Below are 18742 nucleotides of genomic sequence, written 5' to 3'. Positions count from 1 at the left end.
TAGCACTTTCTTAGCTTTTATATCAGGATCCTTCCTAAACTTTATGATAGACGTTAGAAACGGTCGATTGATAGATGCTTCTAACCTCCTTGGAATACAAAAAAACAGAGAATGCTCTCTGTTTTCTTATCGATCTCCGTTGAATCTTATACGGTGGTCTTTTTGTATTCTTTTTGAAATTTTTCGATGATTTTTTTCTCCATACGGGACACCGTCATCTGACTGACCTGTAATTCCTCGGCAACGTGCATTTGGGTTCGATTATTAAAAAAACGGTCTCGGAGTACTTTCTTTTCCACTTCGTTCAATTTGTTGATGACTTTATCTAAAAAATCCTTATTTTCAATATTATCAAAGTTCTTGTCCACTTCTCCGATTAAGTCCATAAATTTCATTTCTTTGTCTTCCCCGTCATTATCATAGGTCAAATCCAGAGATTTCGGGGTGTATACCTGGGAGCCTTCCATGGCTTCCATTATTTGTTCCTCGGAACAATTGAGATATTCTGCAATATCCGAAATGGTCGGGGTTCGTTGCAGCTTTTGATGAAGTTCATTTTTGCAGGTATTGATTTTTTTGCTCAGTTCCTGAATTCGTCTTGGAACACGAATCGACCATCCTTTATCCCGAAAATGTTTTTTGATCTCACCGATGATCGTCGGGGTTGCAAAACTGGAAAACTCAAAACCCTTGGAGGGATCAAACCGTTCAATGGCATAAATCAACCCCAGGGAAGCCACTTGATAGATATCCTCATATTCTATACCCTTGTTGATATACTTTTTTGACAGTATTTCTACAATATAAAGATAACGGCGAACCAGTTCATTACGAATATGAATATCCTTCCCATCTTGATATTTTATAAACAACTCTTTACTGGTCATCTCTGTCAGTTCCTGTGAGGAATCATTATGACTCTTAGAATTTTTCTTCATAATTCATCACCCTATCATTTTTGTCATTATAATCGTCATTCCTTGATCAGGTTCAGAATGAATTTTCACGTCATCCATTAAGGATCTTATGATAAAAATTCCTAATCCATTTTCATTTAATTCCTCAATTTTAGGATCCTCAATTTTTTCCACATCACAGCCCACACCTTTATCCTTGACTTCTATTTCTAACCCCTTTTCCATCAGGGTAAAGTGAATGTTTATACTCTCTGCGGGTGTGTTGTTTCCATGGGTAATGGCATTGGTACAAGCCTCTGCAATGGCTACTTTCATATCTTCTATTTCTTCAATATTAAATCCCACACGATTGGCTATCGCCACAAGGGTAAGACGAACCACACTGACAAATTCTGCTTTGTTCGGAATGGATAATTCTATTTTTTCTCCATGATGTTCCACGGTTTCTTTGACTTCTCTAGCTTCCATTTGATTCATAGTACTGTATTCACTCCTTAATAACAAAAATTTTGTTGAGTCCTGTGATATTTAATAATTTCAGTATATTGGGTTTCACGTGAAACAACGTAATTTGCTTATCTTCTTCCTTCAGCCGTTTCAATGCGCCAATAAGCACACCAAGTCCAGTACTATCAATGTATTCCAGATTTTGAAAATCAATTTCCACCGGTTCCTTTCGTTTTTCAAACATCTCTTGAAAGGTGCTTTTTAATTCCGCAGCGGTATATATATCGATTTCTCCGTCCAGTTCCATTTTCCACACCCCGGTATCCTCTTCAAATTTCTTCTTGATTTTTAAAGACATAACATCTCCCCCATTTTTAATGTATAGTATCTACTTTACTATAAAAAGGCATTATTGAAAAGAAAAACTTTACTATCTATTGCTACCTTTCCCTTTTCTACCTGTTCCGTGGGATTTTTTGATTTATTATTATATTACAAGAGCCCTCTTTTTTTTAGGAAAAAAGGACTCTGTATTTAACACTGATTATTCATTTTACTCCATATCGTCCTCGGGATCTTCTTCCTTTGGCATGATGGCCAGCGAAACAATATGATTGTTCTCATCGGTACGGATCAATCGTACGCCGCTGGTGTCTCTACCGGTTTTTGATACTTCTGAAATACTGAAACGAATCATGGCACCGTCATTGGTGATGACGAGGGCTTCTTCATCTTCCTTCACCAATCGTGCTCCCACCACATCTCCGGTTTTATCCGTGATTCGATAGGTTTTAATGCCTTTGCCCCCTCGACCTTGGATCCGGTACTCGGAGAGTTCGGTTCGTTTACCGTAACCCTTTTCACTAACCAGCAGTAAGGTTTTATCCTCTTTTAAAATCTGCATGGAAACCACTTCATCTTCACTGGTAAGTCTAATGCCCCTTACCCCCATGGCACTTCTTCCCAGTTCTCGAATATCCGATTGGGGGAAGCGTATGGATTTTCCTTGAGCCGTAATCAGCATCATTTCATCCTGATCATTGCCATAGCGTACACTGATCAACTCATCATCGTCTTTAAACTTAATGGCGGTAAGGCCGGATTTTCTGGAATTTTTAAAATGGCTCAGCTTCGTCTTCTTGATCAATCCTTTTTTCGTGGCCATAAATAAATGCTTATAATCATTCACTCGTTTCATGGGAATCACTGCTGCAATCTTTTCGGAGGGCTCTAATTGAAGCAGGTTAATGATCGCCGTACCCTTGGCCTGTCTTTTGGCTTCGGGAATTTCATAAACATTGATTTGATAGACTTTTCCTTTGTTGGTAAAAACGAATAAATAATCATGACTGGAGGTGACAATCATCCGTTCCACAAAGTCTTCTTCCCGGGTGGTTAAGGCGGAAATCCCTTTGCCTCCCCGTTTTTGGCTTTTATAGGTATCCACGGGAAGTCGTTTGATATATCCAAAGTGGGTCAGGGTAATGACCACATCTTCCTTTTCGATCATATCCTCCATTTTGAATTCCGTGGGATCCTCCATAATTTTCGTTCTTCTGGGATCCCCGAATTGCTCTTTTATTTCTAAAAGCTCTTCTTTAATGATATCCAATATTCGCTGTTCACTGGCGAGGATGGCTTTCAGTTCATCAATCAGGGCTTTTACTTCCCGGTATTCACTTTCCACCTTATCCCGTTCCAGACCCGTCAGCTTTTGCAGACGCATCTCTAGGATGGCGGTGGATTGCTTTTCCGAAAGGTCAAAGCGTTCCATCAGCTCTTCTTTGGCTTTTTGCGGGCTTTGGGAAGCTCGAATCAGCTTGATTACTTCATCCAAATGATCCAAGGCGATTTTTAACCCTTCTAGAATATGGGCTCTGGCTTCCGCTTTTCGAAGATCAAACTCCGTCCGCTTTCGAATAATCGTCTTTTGATGGTTGACGTAATGGTAAATCAGCCCCTGGAGATTTAAAAGCTTCGGCTGTCCGTCTACTAGGGCAATCATAATGATACTGAAGGTATCCTGCATTTGGGTATGCTTATAGAGTTTATTGAGGACCACATTGGGATTCACATCCCGCTTTAATTCAATAACCACCCGGATCCCTTCCCGGTTACTTTCATCCCGCAGATCGGAAATCCCTTCGATTTTTTTATCCTTTACCAGGTCCGCAATGCGCTCGATCATCTTGGCCTTATTGACCTGGTAGGGAATTTCGTCCACCACGATCCGGCTCTTATTATTGGCCATCTCTTCAATCACGGATTGTGCCCGAACCACCACTCTGCCCCGTCCCGTGCGGTAGGCTTCTTTAATGCTTTCTCTTCCCATAATGGTAGAGCCTGTGGGGAAATCCGGACCTTGAATGGACTCCATTAATTCTTCTAAGGAAATCTCCGGATTATCAATATAATTAATCACACCACCGATGACTTCATCTAAATTATGAGGGGGGATGGAGGTGGCCATACCCACAGCAATACCATTAGACCCGTTTACCAGCAAGTTCGGATAACGACTGGGAAGCACATCGGGCTCTTTTAAGGTATCATCAAAGTTGTAGCTGTAGCTTACGGTTTCCTTATCAATATCCCGGGTCATTTCCAGGGACAGTTTTGTAAGCTTCGCCTCCGTATAACGCATGGCGGCAGCACTATCCCCATCAATGGATCCGAAGTTTCCGTGGCCGTCAATCAATTCATATCTGGTAGAAAAATCCTGAGACATTCTTACCATGGCATCGTATACCGCCGTGTCACCATGGGGGTGATACTTACCCAGTACATCCCCGACAATACGGGCGGATTTACGGTAAGCTTTATCGGGGGTAAATCCCAGCTCCTTCATGGCAAATAAAATTCTTCGATGTACGGGTTTTAATCCGTCTTCCACCCGAGGCAGTGCTCTTCCCACAATAACACTCATGGCATAATCCATATAGGATTTTTTCATTTCTCCTTCAATTCCTATGGGAAGTACGTTTCCCTTTTCCTCTTTCATTCAATTCACTCCTTGCCGATTTCTAATCCCTCACCTGTTGATTTATAAAAACAGGAATTTTGATGATGATTATTATTCTACCTTTCTTTTCCTTTGCTGAAGCTTTTATACATCCAGGTTTCGAACATATTTTGCATTCCGTTCGATAAAGGCTCTTCTTGGCTCCACTTTATCTCCCATCAAGGTGGTAAATATTTCGTCGGCCATGGTGGCATCCTCTACATCCACTTGCAGGAGTATGCGATTTTCCGGATCCATGGTGGTTTCCCATAACTGATCGGGGTTCATTTCCCCAAGACCCTTATAGCGTTGAAGATCTACTTTTTCACCGAGTTCATCCACTATGCTTCGCATTTCCTTTTCCGTGTAGGCATACACCACTTTTTTGCCTTTTTTGATTTTGTAAAGGGGGGGCTGGGCCACATAGATGTAACCGTGATCCACTAAGGGCCGCATATACCGATAGAAGAAGGTGAGAAGCAAGGTGCGAATGTGGGCTCCATCCACGTCGGCATCGGTCATAATCACGATTTTATGATACCGGGCTCTGGTAATATCAAAATCATTCCCAATCCCTGTACCAAAGGCGGTGATCATGGATTTAATTTCATTGAAATTCAGTATTTTATCCAGTCTTGCCTTCTCCACGTTCAGTATTTTTCCTCTAAGAGGGAGAATCGCCTGATTTTGTCGGTCCCGGCCCTGCTTTGCACTTCCCCCCGCAGAATCTCCCTCCACAAGGTAGATTTCCGATAGAGAGGGGTCCTTCTCGGAACAGTCTGCAAGCTTTCCCGGTAAGGCCGTGCTTTCTAAGACACTTTTTCTTCGGGTAAGTTCCCGGGCTTTTTTCGCAGCCTCCCGGGCATTCTTGGCCCTTAGGGACTTTTCTATGATCTGCTTGGCTTCCTTAGGGTTTTCTTCAAGGAAGGCGATGATATACTCGGCGGTTAACGTATCTACTATTCCCCGTACTTCACTGTTTCCAAGCTTGGTTTTCGTTTGTCCTTCAAACTGAGGATCCATAATTTTTACGGAAATAATCGCCGTAAGCCCTTCCCGAATGTCCTCTCCTAAAAGACTGCCTTCTTTTTCTTTAATGAGTCCATGTTTTCTGACGTAATCATTAATGCTCCGGGTTAAGGCAGTTTTAAAACCGGAAAGATGGGTTCCCCCTTCATGGGTATTGATATTATTGGCGTAACTGAAAATACTCTCGGTATAGGTGGTGGTATACTGTAGCGCCACCTCTAGGGTAATATCATCCTTTTCTTTTTCCAGGTAGATTACTTCGCTGTGAATATGCTCCCGGTTTTTATTGAGGTGGGCGACAAATTCTTTAATGCCCCCTTCATAAAAAAAGTGGCTCTCCTCCTGTGACCGTTCATCACTGAAGTTTATACGAATCCCTTTGTTTAAAAAAGCCAGTTCCCGCAGGCGATGTTCCACGGTATCATATTGAAAATCAAGTTCTTCAAATATTTCATGATCCGGCATAAAAGAGATTCTTGTCCCGGTTTTTTCTGTGGGACCGATTTCTTGAATATCGGTTTTGGGAATCCCTCGAACGTATTCCTGAATATACATTTTTCCACCGGTAAAAACTTCAGCCTTTACATACTCGGAGAGGGCATTAACCACAGAAATTCCCACTCCATGGAGACCTCCCGAGACTTTATAACCTTCTCCGCCGAATTTTCCTCCCGCATGCAGTACGGTCATTACGGTTTCCAGTGTGGATTTTTCGGTTTTGGGATGAATATCCACAGGTATTCCCCGGCCATCATCTGTCACCACCACACTGTTGTCACTTTTAATGGTTACATTGATATTTTTACAGTATCCGGCTAAGGCTTCATCGATACTGTTATCCACCACTTCATAAACCAGCTGATGCAGACCCCTCTCTCCGGTGCTTCCGATGTACATTCCCGGTCTTTTTCTTACAGGGTCCAATCCTTCCAATACTTGAATTTGATCCGCATTATACTGACGTTCTTTTTCCATTTTTCTACCTCCTATTGACACCAAAAAACACACCTATTTGTATTGATTTCTACGCCTTAACAATGTAAAGGCCGTGATAGGTGAGTAATAAATTGTTATCGGTTGATTTTTTCGCTTTATAAATATGACCGACCGACTTTTTCCTTTTTCCAGGGTAACCACTCTTCCCGCTGCTTCCATCTTTCTCAAAAGCTCGCGATTAACCTTGGATTGATGAAAAGCCTTTACATCAAAAATATATAATAAATCTCGACTGGATACAATGGCATTTCCTCCAAGATGTATATACAAAGGATTTCCTCCTATCTTACTATTATAACCTTTCTTAATTAACTATGAAACAGATTTTTGAAGGATTTTTATTTTTCCTCCCCGGACTTCATAAAGATTCATTTCATCGATCTTCTCCATGGATTCCATAGAGGTACTGGTAATGAAGGTCTGAATATTTTTCAAACTTTGCAGTAAATCCTTTTGCCGATGTTCATCCAGTTCACTCATCACATCGTCGAGCAAAAGTACGGGGTATTCTCCCGTTTCTTTTTTCATCAACTCCAATTCCGCCATTTTTAGAGAAAGCACCGTGGTTCTTTGTTGCCCCTGGGAACCGAACTTTTTCACGTTTTTCCCGTTGATTTCAAACTCCAGGTCATCCCGATGGGGACCCAGAAGGGTAATCCCCCTTTTGATTTCTTCCGCTTCCAACCCCTGCAGATCTCTTAGGAAACGCGCCTTTATTTCTTGCGCACTTTCCTCTTTTTCCATGGGAATGCTGCTTTCATAAATCAGTTTTAAATTTTCTTTTTCCCGGGTGATTTTTCGATGCATCAACCGGGTGAGGATAGAGAGTCCTTTGATGAATTCCCTTCGGGATAGGATAATTTCTGTCCCGTAATGAACCAATTGGGTATTCCAGGGTTCTAAATCCACCCTTCGAAACTGTTTCATTTTCAAGGCCTGATTCCGCTGCTTGAGAATCTTTTGGTACTGTCCCAAGATATGGTGATATCGGGGGGTAATCTGTGAGAGATCCCCATCAATAAAATCCCTTCGCTGGCTGGGTCCCTGCTTAATAATTTGCAAATCCTCGGGGGAAAAAATGACCACATTTAAGGTGCCCAGCAGTTCCGCCACTCGGTCCAGGGGCACGCCGTTGATTTTGCATTTCTTATTTTTCAGTCGATCCAGGCCGATTTCAATTCGTTTTTCCTGTCCGTTATTTTTACATAAAAGAAGTTTTGTATAGGCCCCTTCTTTTTCGATTTCAATTAAATCTCCATCTTTGGAGGTGCGAAAGGATTTTCCGATGGCCATGAAATATATGGCTTCCAGCAAATTGGTCTTCCCTTGGGCATTTTCTCCAATAAATACATTGATTTTCGAAGAAAAATCCAGGGTTAAGGTTTCATAGTTCCGATAATTTCTTAAATGAATTTTTTCAATATGCATAGCAAACTTCCCCCTGGGAATATTTTAAGAGGCAACCACTTCAATCTCTTCTTCTAAAACCTGTAATCGGTCTCCGGGATAAATCTTTTTGCCCCGCTGGGTAATAACTTCTCCGTTTAAAACCACCATGCCCTCCTGGATCATGGTTTTAGCCTCTCCCCCGGTGGAAGCCAGGGCTGCGTGTTTTAACAGTTGGTCCAGTTTAATAAATTCCGTACGGATTGCAATTTTCATATTTATTTTCTCCTCCCATCTTTTATGTAACAATTTATAAACCCAGCTTCAGCTGGGTTTATGGTTTCTTGCGTTCTTAATTATTCGACAGTCTTACAGGTAAGACTAAGTAGGTGTAATGATTATTATCCGTGGAAGTAATAATCCCCGGACTGACATTCGAGGTGAACAGGAACTTTACTTCATCCTCTTCGATCACCTTCAGGGCATCAATTAGGTACTTTGCATTGAAGGCAATTTCTAAATCGTCTCCCTGCTGGTCAATACCGATCTGCTCATGGACCTGTCCATGTTCCGAGTTTGAGCTTATGTGTAATTGATGATCTTCAATTTTAAATTTCACCAAACGATTATTCCCTTCCTTTGCCAACAGCGAGGCTCGTTCAATACTGTGGAGCAGACTTTGGCGGGAAACCTCTACGGCTACCCGGTGCTCATCGGGTAGGATTTGTTTATAGTCAATAAACTGTCCCTCCAAGAGTCGGGAAATTACTTTGGTATTGCCAAGATCAAATAAAATGTGACTATCGGTGAAAAGTATTTGCAGCTCCGTCTCTAAATCTTCATCGATGATTCGTCCCACTTCATTAAGGGTTTTTCCAGGAATGACGACTTTATGGTCTTGGCTGCCTTTGATCTCTCCTTTTCGAAGAGCCAATCGATAGCCGTCTAAGGCCACCATGCTTAAAGTGGTATCTTCAATTTCCAAAAGCCCTCCGGTTAATATCAGACGGGATTCATCCTGACTGACGGCAAAAGTGGTCTGTTCGATCATATTTTTTAAAAGTCCCCGGGGGATTTTTGCAATTTGATCCTTTTCCACCTGGGGAAGTTCCGGATATTCTTCGGTTTCATAACTAACCAGATCGAACTCCGACTGTTCACATTTGATAAAGACCTTGCCGTCTTCCTTGATTCTCATTTCCACTTGAGAACCGGGAAGTTTCCGGGTAATCTCATTTAATAATCGGGCATTTAGAACCATCACACCCTCTTCAATCACCTGGGTTTCAATAGTGGTTTCAATGCCCAGTTCCAGATCCGTTGCAATGAACTTGACGTGATTGTCCTTTGCTTCCATATAGATTCCTTCCAATACGGGCATGGTGCTTTTGCTGGAGATCCCTTTTAATACCGTGGTAATGCTTTTTAGCAGTTTTTTTTGATCACAGATTATATGCATGTGTGGATAAAAGCCTCCTTTAATATTTTATTTTTAACCTAAATACAATAATAAATTGTAGTAGTAATAACAGTAGGGCCTGTGGGTTTGTGGATAAGGGTGTAAACCTCATTATTTCAAAGATATCCACATGTTCATAAAGCAGGGCATAAGTTTTATAAGTTATACACATATCCACAGGCTTCAAAGTCCCTAAAACTTATTAACAATATAATAACATATAACTAACAGGATGATGTGGAAATCAATCGTTTTTTAACTCGTTCACAATGGAATCGATTTTATCCTTCAAGGTCGGGTCATTTTTAATATCCGTGGAAACCTTATCACAGGCATGCATCACCGTGGTATGATCCCTTCCTCCAAATTCGTTACCAATTTTGGGCAGGGAAAGGTCCGTCAGTTCCCGGGATAAATACATGGCGATTTGTCTGGGATAGGCGATAATTCGGGTTCTTTTTTTAGAGGTTAAATCTTCGATTTTAATGTTAAATTTGTTGGCCACCACTTCCTTAATATAGTCAATATTTAATTCTCGATGTTTGGAAGAGAAAATCTCTTTAAGGGCTTCACTGGCCAGTTCAATATTAATGGGACTGTTGGTTAAGGAAGAATAGGCTAAAATACGAATTAATGCGCCCTCCAACTCCCGTATATTGGACTTGATTTTCTTGGCGATAAAGAGCATCACGTCATCGGGAACTTCAATTTCTTCCAGCTGGGCCTTCTTTCGAAGAATGGCAATCCGTGTTTCATAATCCGGGGCTTGAATATCGGCAATCAGTCCCCATTCAAATCGGGAGCGCAGCCGATCCTCTAAAGTTGGAATTTCCTTAGGGGGACGGTCACTGGATAAAATAATTTGTTTGTTGGAATTATACAGGGCATTAAAGGTATGGAAAAATTCTTCCTGGGTTCGTTCCTTCCCCGCAATAAACTGAATATCATCAATCAGTAAAATATCGATGTTTCGGTACTTGTTTCGAAACTCCACATTGCGGTCATCCTTAATGGAGTTGATCAGCTCATTGGTAAAGGTTTCTGAGGAAATATAAACGATCTGTTTTTCCGGATCCACTTGAGAAATATGTTGACCGATGGCATGCATTAAGTGGGTTTTTCCAAGACCCACCCCACCATAAATAAACAGAGGGTTATAGGCTTTCGCCGGAGTTTCTGCAACGGCTACGGAAGCTGCATGGGCAAATCGGTTACTATGACCGATGACAAAAGTATCAAAGGTATACTTTGGATTAAGTCCCTGGGCTTTAATCAGATTCAATGAATTTTCCAAGGAATCCTCCTTGGATTTTTGTTCTTGATCCTGGGAGGCATTCTTATGGTTTTTCGGGTTGATGTCCTCCTCGGAGGGAATGACAAAATCAATTTTATATTCCTCTCCCGTAATTTCCTTAATAATGTTTTGAATAAAACTTCGATAATGTTTCTTTAAAATCCCCTTTGTAAAAGTATCGTAGACTCCGAAAACCAGAGTGTCATTTTGCAGGGAGATGGGTTTGATGGTTTTTAACCAGGTTTCGAAGCTAACCTCAGTAATCTCCGGCCGGTTTTTGATGTTGTCCAAGGCTTTTTGCCATATTTGAGGTAAGTTGTCCATAGAAAATCCTCCGTTTCAAAAATATTTATTGTAAAAATTTAAATTATCCCAAGGGTTTTCCACATAGATAAAGAAGAAAAAGTGGATAATTTAAGATTGATTCCATGTAAAAGGTCAAAAAAAATATACAGAAGTTATGTCATAATCCTGTGGAAACTTCTAGGGATAACTTAAAAATGGGTAGGGAATCTTAAGGGTTTGTGGAAAAAAACATAAGATATAAAATGGAATACAGGCGAAACCCGAAGTTATCAACAGGGTTATGCACAAATTGTGTATAACGTGGATAATCCGTCCACAAAAATCACGGTTATCAACAAGTACCCTAATAATATCAAAGATCCCTAAAAGATTCAACAAAAAGGGAAAAGATATCCACAAAAAAGAAAGAGCCGCTACAACATTCTATCCACAGAAAGAGGCAATAAAGTTTATTGACACTGGCTGTTAATGCTGGTATAATCTATCTGTAGTATGGGCAAATTTAGAGACTTCATATTGATAGGTCTTGAATTAAAACCGTTAAAATACCCATAGATTTTTAAGATTTAAAGGAGGTGGCCTTTATGAAAATGACGTATCAACCGAAAGTTCGACAGAGAAAAAAGGAACATGGTTTCAGAAAAAGAATGAAAAACAAAAATGGACAGAACGTTTTAAGAAGACGTAGATTAAAGGGAAGAAAGAGTTTATCAGCATAGGCCGGACTTACGTCGGCCTTTTTCTGTAAAGAGGTTTAACTGTTAGGAAGACTTGGAGGCAAAGAAATGAAATCCACCGTAGGACTGCAAAAGGATCGCGACTTTCGAAAGGTATACCGCCAGAGGAATTCTATGGCCAATCGGTTACTGATTATTTATATTCGGGAAAACCAGGAAGTATATAATCGTGTGGGTTTTACTGTCTCTAAAAAAGTAGGAAAAGCTACGGTAAGAAATCGAGTAAAACGCCGGATGAAAGAAAGTTATCGGAAAAACCATCCTTCTATTAAAACCGGATACGATTTGGTGTTTATTGCCCGGGACACCGCAGCGAACTCTACCATGGCGGAAATTGAAAGTGCCATGAGGCACTTACTGCGCAAGAAAAAAATGATTAAAAAGAAGGAAGCGTAATGAAAAAAGTTGCAATTTTGTTGATTCGATTTTATCAACGGTTTATTTCGCCGCTGAAAAGACCGAGTTGTCGCTTTTATCCAACTTGCTCGCAATATAGCTTGGAAGCTTTTCAAAAATACGGATTTTTGAAAGGGTTACTACTCAGCATCCGTCGGATCAGCAAGTGTCATCCTTTTCACAAAGGCGGCCACGATCCATTGAAGTGATGATTAGGAGGTTTTGAATTTGTCAATATTAGCCGAACCCATGGGTTCACTACTTAAACTCGTATATGACTTGATAGGGAACTACGGGATTTCCATTATTATCTTTACCATTATCGTAAAGATGATTTTGCTTCCCCTTACCATTAAACAGACAAAATCCATGAAGAACATGCAGGAAATTCAGCCTAAGGTAAAGGCCCTTCAAGAAAAATATAAAAACGATAAAGAAAAATTAAACACGAAGATGATGGAACTTTATAAAGAGCATAATGTGAATCCCTTGGGAGGATGTTTGCCCCTTCTGGTACAGTTTCCCATCATTATTGGACTGTTTACTGCCCTTCGGGAACCCTGGAATTATGTTTTTTCCATGTCCCAGGAAGCCTATGAGTTAATGGACACCAGTTTTTTGTGGTTGCCGAATTTATCGGAACCGGACACCTGGATTTTACCCATTACCGCAGCGGCATTAACCTATTTTTCAAGTAAAACTATGTCCGCAGGAAAAGAAGTACAACAAACCCAAAAGATGATGACCTATTTTTTCCCCGTATTAATATTTGTTATGGGATCCGATGCCATCGGTGTTGGGTTTCCTGCAGGGCTTACCCTATACTGGGTAATCAATAGCGGGGCACAAATCATTCAACAGGTAATTATTAACAAACCTTCATTACCGATGAAAGGGGATTCTAACTGATATGAAAACCATTGAATCTACGGGAAAAACAATTGATGAAGCAATTGAAAAGGGACTTGAAGAATTAAGTCGAAAAAGGGAACAGGTAACGGTGAAAACCCTGGAATATCCTACAAATGGATTCTTGGGAATTATCGGTCAAAAGGATGCAAAGGTGGAACTTACGGTAAAGGATGATTTAGAAGACGATGCAAAAAAGTTTTTGCTGACCATGTTCGATGCCATGGATATTCCGGTTACCGTGCATATTGAAAAACAGGGGGATACCTTGGAAATTGATTTAGAAGGACCCAATATGGGACTTTTGATCGGAAGAAGAGGCCAAACCCTGGATTCGATTCAGTACCTTCTTAGTTTAGCCATCAACAAGGATCGGGATCGATATGTGAAAGTTTATATGGATACGGAAAACTACCGAAAAAAACGGGAAGAAACCTTGAAGCGTTTAGCAAAAAAAATGGCGGATAAAGCGAAAAAAACCTATCGACCGGTATACTTAGAGCCTATGAACCCTTATGAACGAAGAATTATTCATTCCACCCTGCAAAAGATCCCGGGGATTCAAACCTACAGTGAGGGAAAAGACCCTAATCGAAGAGTGATTATTGAATTGAAAAAGAAATAACCCCAAACCCAGTGAAAACTGGGTTTTTTATATCCAGGAATTTGATGAACCGGTATTCCTGGGAGGAAGGATCGGATAGCCGTAAAAAGGAAATATAATTTTATTATTTATTTCCCGGGAAATTTATCGATTATTTGATATAATGGTACAAGAGATGAAGGAATAGAATAAAAAAGAGGTGAGCCTATGTATAGAGAAGAGACTATTGCCGCGATTTCCACACCCTTGGGAGAAGGGGGAATAGGAATCATCAAAATCAGCGGGGACAAATCCCTGGAAATATTAAAAAGTATATTTGTCACCAAGGGGCATAAGAGAAAAGAGGATTGGGAGCCGAGAAAAATGGTTTACGGGTATATATTACATCCTCAAACCCAAGAGATGATCGATGAAGTCCTGGCGGTGTATATGAAAGCCCCCAATACCTATACGAAAGAGGACTTAGTGGAAATCCACTGCCATGGAGGGATGGTACCCCTTCGTAAGATATTAGCGCTGGTCCTGGAACAGGGTGCGGCGATGGCAGAAAAAGGGGAATTCACCAAGCGAGCTTTTTTAAACGGACGGCTGGATCTGTCTCAGGCGGAAGCGGTTATGGATTTAATCAGTGCGAAAACCGATGTTTCCCATGACGTGGCCCTGGGCCAGTTTGAAGGGATCCTTTCCCAGGAGGTTCAAGGAATTCAGGAAATTATCAAGGATATGCTGGCTCATATTGAAGTTTCCATTGATTTTTCCGAAGAAGATATTGATGAAGTGACCATGGAACACCTTCTTGAAAAGAGTATCAAGGCAAAAGAAAGCTTTGAAACCCTGCTACAATCCGCGAAAACCGGAAAAATTTTACGGGAGGGTCTTGTGACAGGGATTGTGGGAAAAACCAATGTGGGGAAATCCTCATTATTGAATGCCCTTCTACGGGAGAATCGGGCCATTGTAACAGATATCCCCGGAACAACCCGGGATGTGATCGAAGAGCAGTTAAATGTCCGGGGAATTCCGTTGAAAATTTTGGACACCGCAGGAATAAGAGATACTGAGGATGCGGTGGAAAAAATCGGCGTGCAGCGATCCCGGGAGATTTTTCAACAATCGGATTTGGTAATATTTATGATTGATGCGTCCAAAAAACTGGACCGGGAGGATTATGATTTCCTTGAAATAATCAAGGATCGAAGAGCCCTGGTGATTATTAATAAAACCGACCTGGAAGAGGCCATCGATCTTGAGAGAATAAAAAGTATTGTCGGGGATAAAAAATTGATTCGCATTTCCCTACTGAAAAACAAAGGCTTAGAAGCCTTGGAAGATGCTTTGGAAGAAATGGCTTATGAAGGGGATGGGTTTTCCAAAGAACAACCCTTTATTACGAATGCCCGTCATCAACAAGCCATCAGTCAAGGTCTCATGAGTTTAGAGGAAGGAATCAAAGCCCTGGAAAATCGTATGCCCTTAGACTTTGTGGAGGTGGATCTCAAAAACGCCTGGGAAAGTTTAGGAGAAGTAACGGGAGATACGGTATCGGAAGATATTTTAGATCACATATTTGAAAATTTTTGTATTGGAAAATAATTGGAGGAGAGTTTTATGAATTATTATCATGGAGGTAATTATGATGTCGTGGTGGTTGGCGCCGGACATGCGGGTTGTGAAGCGGCCCTGGCCGCGGCCCGCTTAGGCCTTAAAACCTTAGTCCTGACGATTTCTTTAGAGTCTGTGGCGATGATGGCCTGCAATCCATCCATTGGCGGCACGGGAAAAGGACATCTTGTGCGGGAGGTGGATGCCCTCGGGGGAGAGATGGGATTAAATACCGATAAAACCTTTATTCAAAGTAAAATGTTAAATACCGGAAAGGGACCGGCGGTACACTCCTTAAGAGCCCAAGCGGATAAACTGCAGTACCATTTAGGGATGAAACAAACCCTGGAGGACCAGGAGAATCTAACCCTTAAACAAGGGGATGTCATCGACCTGATTATGGACCAAGGGAAGGTCCGGGGGGTAAAAACCCGTAATGGAGCCGCTTATGATGCTAAAACCGTGATTTTGGCCACAGGGGTGTACTTAAAAAGCAGGATTTTTATGGGGGAAGTGAACTATGAAAGCGGTCCCGACGGACTGGCCACCACCCGGGAATTGCCGGAAAAGCTTAGAAGTTACGGATGCAATATGAGGCGATTTAAAACCGGAACCCCTGCAAGAATACATGGGAGTTCCGTGGACTACGGAAAAATGACGGAACAGGAAGGGGATGCAAAGACCATACCCTTCTCTTTTCTAAGTGAAGCACTGGAAATCGAACAGATTTCCTGCTGGCTTACGCGGACTACAGAGGAGACTAAGAGAATTATTGAAGAAAACATTTATCGTTCCTCCATGTATAGAGGGGATATGGAAAGTGTGGGTCCGAGATACTGTCCCTCCATTGAAGATAAAATTGTACGATTTACGGACAAACCGACCCACCAGCTTTTTTTAGAGCCGGAGGGGGTCCATACCAGAGAGATGTATTTACAAGGGATGTCTTCCAGTCTTCCGGAAGAAATACAAGTGGCTATGATCCGTTCCGTCACCGGATTAGAAAAGGCGGAAATCATGCGCCCGGCCTATGCCATCGAATACGATTGTATAGATCCCACGGATCTGCAGCTTACCCTAGAGACCAAAAGCATCGAAAATCTTTACAGTGCGGGACAGTTTAACGGATCCTCCGGATATGAAGAGGCGGCGGCTCAAGGACTGGTTGCAGGGATCAATGCTTCCATGAAGATCTTAGGGAAAGAACCTTTAATTCTTGACCGGTCGGAAGCCTATATCGGGGTGTTGATTGATGACTTGGTAACCAAGGGCACAAATGAGCCCTATCGTATGATGACTTCCCGGGCGGAGTACCGCCTGGTCCTACGACAGGACAATGCAGATCTTCGCCTAACCCAAAAAGGCTATGATCTCGGCCTGGTGCAGGAAGAACGTTATAACCGGCTGCTGATAAAAAAAGCAGAGATCGAGAAGGAGCTTCAGGGATTAAAAAAGAAAAAAATTACTCCCGGGGAGGTCAATCCCATACTGGAGGAAATCGGCTCTTCAAAAATAGAGACCACCTTAAGCTTTTACGATTTGCTGAAAAGACCGGAAATTAATTATCAGGTGATTGAACCCCTGTATCCGGAATCAAAAAAATTAATGGCGGATGTCAAGGATCAGTGTGAAGTGATTATAAAATATGACGGGTATATTAAAAAACAACTGCGACAAATTGAGCAGTTTAAAAAACTGGAAAACAAACGGATCCCCGATGATGTGGTGTACGATCAAATCGATAGCCTGAGAAAGGAAGCAAAACAAAAACTGGAAAGCATTCGCCCCCATTCCGTGGGACAGGCTTCCCGGATTTCCGGGGTTTCTCCGGCGGATATTTCCGTACTGCTGGTATATTTAGAACAGCGGAAAAGGGGGAATCGAAATGTTTAACAAAACCTTGGAAGAGGGCCATCGAAAAATGTTTCAAAAAGAACTCTCAAAGGAAGAATTAGAAAAATTTCAAACTTTTCAAGAGGAACTTTTGTACTGGAATGAGCGAATGAATCTCACCGCGATCACCGATGAGAGGGAAATTGCAATCAAGCATATGTTGGATTCTCTGTCCCCTTTGAAGGAAGAAGGGGTTATGGAAAAGGGAAAAGTGATTGATATTGGAACCGGAGCCGGTTTTCCCGGCATACCCCTGAAGATTATGAGGCCCTCCTTAGAGATGACCCTGCTGGACTCCTTACAGAAGCGATTGAACTTTCTCAAGGGGGTTATTGAGAAACTGGGTCTTGAAAATATCACGACCCTTCACGGCAGGGCGGAGGATTACGGACGCGCCCCGGAACACCGGGAAACTTACGATTATGCAGTATCTAGGGCGGTGGCACGGTTGCCTGTCCTTCTGGAATATGCCCTACCCTTTGTGAAAGTCGGAGGTTTTTTTATCTGTCAAAAAGGACCCGGGGTGATGGAAGAGCTGGAAGCATCAACAAAAGCCCTGGAGGTTTTAGGAGGAGAGGTTGTCCGTATTGAAGAAGTCGCTCTTCCCTTTGTGGAACGGGGACACCATATGATCATGATAAAAAAGACAGCTGAGACCCCTAAAAAATATCCAAGACAGGCAGGAAAGCCGGGAAAGAGCCCTTTATAATTAAGCGGAAGAAAAGTTTCACGTGAAACAACCAAAGGCGAAGTTCTAAAAAAAGAAGAACAAAGACCAAAAGAAAACCCGGGACAAAGAAGGAGAAAATCACCGCTCTATCGAATATTTAATTATAGAAGACTTTTATAAAACGGAGGAGTATGCATGGAACAAAAATATGTGATGGAAATCCCCATTGAAAAAATTATTCCCAACCCTTATCAGCCGAGGAAAGAATTTTTCCAGGAGAGTCTTAAGGAGCTAAGCGCTTCCATTGAAAGCTATGGCGTGATACAACCGATCAGTGTTCGTAAAATCGGAAAGGAAAAGTATGAACTGGTTGCGGGAGAACGAAGACTGAAGGCAGCAAAACTGGCAAACCTTGAAACGGTACCGGCCATTATTCAGGATCAGTTAGACGATAAAGGATCTGCAGTCCTGGCGGTTATTGAAAACCTGCAAAGGGAAGATTTGAATTTTATTGAAGAGGCCAGAGGGTATGAACATCTTTTGTCCGACCATGGCTTTACTCAAAAGGAACTGGCCAAAAAAATCGGAAAAAATCAATCCACCATTGCCAACAAGATCCGAATACTTCGGTTGAACCCGGAAATACTCCGTCGAATTGTTGAAGAGGGATTGACGGAGCGCCATGGCCGGGCCCTGTTAAAGCTTCCCGATGAAGAACTTAGAAACATGACCTTAGACCAAATCATCAAGGATGACTTTACGGTAAAGCGTACGGAAGAGTTGGTACAGGAAATTTTACAGGAGATACAACAAGAAGGGACCGAGGAACCGGAAGGAAGCGGGGAAAATAAGGAGGCTGAAAAGCCCGGAGAGGAAGCTTCCCCAAAGGAGGACGCTGCACCCTTGGAGGAGAAAAAATCCCATACCCGGGTAAAGGCCTACATGAATTATAAAATATACATTAATACAATCAAAGAAGCCTACCGGGCGATTCGGGAAAAACAAGAGGGGGCAGAAATCCGGGAAGAGGACAAGGGCGAGTTTATTGAAGTGATTTTGAAAATCCCCAAAAATTAGGAGCGTCGGGTAAAGGAAG

Annotated in this window: 19 protein-coding genes; 9 read left to right on the top strand and 10 right to left on the bottom strand. The window is 41.9% G+C overall.

Going from position 1 to position 18742, the window contains the following annotated elements; genetic code table 11:
• Nucleotides 1-146 precede the first annotated feature (146 nt).
• The 10 genes from ISALK_RS12195 to dnaA all read right to left on the bottom strand — a co-directional run bounded on the left by ISALK_RS12195 (nt 147) and on the right by dnaA (nt 10853).
• Nucleotides 147-938: a SigB/SigF/SigG family RNA polymerase sigma factor gene (locus ISALK_RS12195; RefSeq protein WP_160722700.1), complete on the bottom strand. Its 792-nt coding sequence runs from the start codon at nt 936-938 to the stop codon at nt 147-149.
• 6 nt (nt 939-944) lie between these two features.
• Nucleotides 945-1394, bottom strand: coding sequence for an ATP-binding protein (locus tag ISALK_RS12190; RefSeq protein ID WP_306770740.1), 450 nt, complete (start codon nt 1392-1394; stop codon nt 945-947).
• 10 nt (nt 1395-1404) lie between these two features.
• Entirely contained in the window at nt 1405-1722 is a 318-nt protein-coding gene (locus ISALK_RS12185) for an STAS domain-containing protein (protein WP_160722698.1), read from the bottom strand.
• 195 nt (nt 1723-1917) lie between these two features.
• Complete coding sequence (gyrA, locus tag ISALK_RS12180) at nt 1918-4365, bottom strand: DNA gyrase subunit A (protein ID WP_160722696.1); 2448 nt, start codon at nt 4363-4365, stop codon at nt 1918-1920.
• A 105-nt stretch (nt 4366-4470) separates the two neighbouring features.
• Entirely contained in the window at nt 4471-6369 is a 1899-nt protein-coding gene (gene gyrB, locus ISALK_RS12175) for a DNA topoisomerase (ATP-hydrolyzing) subunit B (protein ID WP_160722694.1), read from the bottom strand.
• 33 nt (nt 6370-6402) lie between these two features.
• The gene (gene remB, locus ISALK_RS12170) at nt 6403-6660 is read right to left on the bottom strand and encodes an extracellular matrix regulator RemB (protein WP_160722692.1); all 258 of its coding nucleotides are present in this window, start codon (nt 6658-6660) and stop codon (nt 6403-6405) included.
• 42 nt (nt 6661-6702) lie between these two features.
• Nucleotides 6703-7818 (bottom strand): DNA replication/repair protein RecF, encoded by a 1116-nt coding sequence (gene recF, locus ISALK_RS12165; RefSeq protein WP_160722690.1) that lies wholly within the window; start codon nt 7816-7818, stop codon nt 6703-6705.
• A gap of 24 nt (nt 7819-7842) precedes the next feature.
• Nucleotides 7843-8052, bottom strand: coding sequence for an RNA-binding S4 domain-containing protein (locus ISALK_RS12160; protein WP_160722688.1), 210 nt, complete (start codon nt 8050-8052; stop codon nt 7843-7845).
• A 76-nt stretch (nt 8053-8128) separates the two neighbouring features.
• Complete coding sequence (dnaN, locus tag ISALK_RS12155; RefSeq protein WP_160722686.1) at nt 8129-9235, bottom strand: DNA polymerase III subunit beta; 1107 nt, start codon at nt 9233-9235, stop codon at nt 8129-8131.
• Between the two features lie 244 nt (nt 9236-9479).
• On the bottom strand, nt 9480-10853 hold the full coding sequence (dnaA, locus tag ISALK_RS12150) for a chromosomal replication initiator protein DnaA (protein WP_160722684.1): 1374 nt from the start codon (nt 10851-10853) through the stop codon (nt 9480-9482).
• 566 nt (nt 10854-11419) lie between these two features.
• Here dnaA and rpmH point away from each other — a divergent pair.
• From rpmH to ISALK_RS12105, 9 genes are all read left to right on the top strand, one after another.
• The gene (gene rpmH, locus ISALK_RS12145; protein WP_160722682.1) at nt 11420-11554 is read left to right on the top strand and encodes a 50S ribosomal protein L34; all 135 of its coding nucleotides are present in this window, start codon (nt 11420-11422) and stop codon (nt 11552-11554) included.
• Between the two features lie 66 nt (nt 11555-11620).
• Nucleotides 11621-11968 carry a ribonuclease P protein component gene (gene rnpA / locus ISALK_RS12140; protein WP_160722680.1) on the top strand — a complete coding sequence of 116 codons (348 nt, stop codon included), beginning with the start codon at nt 11621-11623 and terminating at the stop codon, nt 11966-11968.
• Complete coding sequence (yidD, locus tag ISALK_RS12135; RefSeq protein ID WP_160722678.1) at nt 11968-12177, top strand: membrane protein insertion efficiency factor YidD; 210 nt, start codon at nt 11968-11970, stop codon at nt 12175-12177. Before rnpA ends, yidD begins: the two co-directional genes overlap by 1 nt.
• Nucleotides 12178-12196: 19 nt before the next feature.
• Nucleotides 12197-12877 carry a YidC/Oxa1 family membrane protein insertase gene (locus ISALK_RS12130; RefSeq protein WP_160722676.1) on the top strand — a complete coding sequence of 227 codons (681 nt, stop codon included), beginning with the start codon at nt 12197-12199 and terminating at the stop codon, nt 12875-12877.
• Nucleotide 12878: 1 nt separating this feature from the next.
• On the top strand, nt 12879-13502 hold the full coding sequence (gene jag / locus ISALK_RS12125; protein ID WP_160722674.1) for an RNA-binding cell elongation regulator Jag/EloR: 624 nt from the start codon (nt 12879-12881) through the stop codon (nt 13500-13502).
• A gap of 186 nt (nt 13503-13688) precedes the next feature.
• The gene (mnmE, locus tag ISALK_RS12120; RefSeq protein WP_160722672.1) at nt 13689-15074 is read left to right on the top strand and encodes a tRNA uridine-5-carboxymethylaminomethyl(34) synthesis GTPase MnmE; all 1386 of its coding nucleotides are present in this window, start codon (nt 13689-13691) and stop codon (nt 15072-15074) included.
• A gap of 15 nt (nt 15075-15089) precedes the next feature.
• Nucleotides 15090-16976: a tRNA uridine-5-carboxymethylaminomethyl(34) synthesis enzyme MnmG gene (gene mnmG / locus ISALK_RS12115; RefSeq protein WP_160722670.1), complete on the top strand. Its 1887-nt coding sequence runs from the start codon at nt 15090-15092 to the stop codon at nt 16974-16976.
• Nucleotides 16969-17685 (top strand): 16S rRNA (guanine(527)-N(7))-methyltransferase RsmG, encoded by a 717-nt coding sequence (gene rsmG / locus ISALK_RS12110; protein ID WP_160722668.1) that lies wholly within the window; start codon nt 16969-16971, stop codon nt 17683-17685. The genes mnmG and rsmG overlap by 8 nt, the downstream gene beginning before the upstream one ends.
• 156 nt (nt 17686-17841) lie before the next feature.
• Nucleotides 17842-18723: a ParB/RepB/Spo0J family partition protein gene (locus tag ISALK_RS12105; RefSeq protein WP_160722666.1), complete on the top strand. Its 882-nt coding sequence runs from the start codon at nt 17842-17844 to the stop codon at nt 18721-18723.
• The last annotated feature ends 19 nt before the right edge of the window (nt 18724-18742 follow it).

Source organism: Isachenkonia alkalipeptolytica (assembly GCF_009910325.1).
Classification (GTDB): domain Bacteria; phylum Bacillota; class Clostridia; order Peptostreptococcales; family T1SED10-28; genus Isachenkonia; species Isachenkonia alkalipeptolytica.
Note: the sequence above shows the minus strand (reverse complement) of the source record. Positions and strands in the feature narration are given on the sequence as shown.

What these genes read in the sequence shown, in the direction of transcription:
- ISALK_RS12195 (WP_160722700.1), bottom strand. Translation starts at nt 938, where the DNA reads ATGAAGAAAAATTCTAAGAGTCATAATGATTCCTCACAGGAACTGACA.
- ISALK_RS12190 (WP_306770740.1), bottom strand. Translation starts at nt 1,394, where the DNA reads ATGAATCAAATGGAAGCTAGAGAAGTCAAAGAAACCGTGGAACATCAT.
- ISALK_RS12185 (WP_160722698.1), bottom strand. Translation starts at nt 1,722, where the DNA reads ATGTCTTTAAAAATCAAGAAGAAATTTGAAGAGGATACCGGGGTGTGG.
- gyrA (WP_160722696.1), bottom strand. Translation starts at nt 4,365, where the DNA reads ATGAAAGAGGAAAAGGGAAACGTACTTCCCATAGGAATTGAAGGAGAA.
- gyrB (WP_160722694.1), bottom strand. Translation starts at nt 6,369, where the DNA reads ATGGAAAAAGAACGTCAGTATAATGCGGATCAAATTCAAGTATTGGAA.
- recF (WP_160722690.1), bottom strand. Translation starts at nt 7,818, where the DNA reads ATGCATATTGAAAAAATTCATTTAAGAAATTATCGGAACTATGAAACC.
- ISALK_RS12160 (WP_160722688.1), bottom strand. Translation starts at nt 8,052, where the DNA reads ATGAAAATTGCAATCCGTACGGAATTTATTAAACTGGACCAACTGTTA.
- dnaN (WP_160722686.1), bottom strand. Translation starts at nt 9,235, where the DNA reads ATGCATATAATCTGTGATCAAAAAAAACTGCTAAAAAGCATTACCACG.
- dnaA (WP_160722684.1), bottom strand. Translation starts at nt 10,853, where the DNA reads ATGGACAACTTACCTCAAATATGGCAAAAAGCCTTGGACAACATCAAA.
- rpmH (WP_160722682.1), top strand. Translation starts at nt 11,420, where the DNA reads ATGAAAATGACGTATCAACCGAAAGTTCGACAGAGAAAAAAGGAACAT.
- rnpA (WP_160722680.1), top strand. Translation starts at nt 11,621, where the DNA reads ATGAAATCCACCGTAGGACTGCAAAAGGATCGCGACTTTCGAAAGGTA.
- yidD (WP_160722678.1), top strand. Translation starts at nt 11,968, where the DNA reads ATGAAAAAAGTTGCAATTTTGTTGATTCGATTTTATCAACGGTTTATT.
- jag (WP_160722674.1), top strand. Translation starts at nt 12,879, where the DNA reads ATGAAAACCATTGAATCTACGGGAAAAACAATTGATGAAGCAATTGAA.
- mnmE (WP_160722672.1), top strand. Translation starts at nt 13,689, where the DNA reads ATGTATAGAGAAGAGACTATTGCCGCGATTTCCACACCCTTGGGAGAA.
- mnmG (WP_160722670.1), top strand. Translation starts at nt 15,090, where the DNA reads ATGAATTATTATCATGGAGGTAATTATGATGTCGTGGTGGTTGGCGCC.
- rsmG (WP_160722668.1), top strand. Translation starts at nt 16,969, where the DNA reads ATGTTTAACAAAACCTTGGAAGAGGGCCATCGAAAAATGTTTCAAAAA.
- ISALK_RS12105 (WP_160722666.1), top strand. Translation starts at nt 17,842, where the DNA reads ATGGAACAAAAATATGTGATGGAAATCCCCATTGAAAAAATTATTCCC.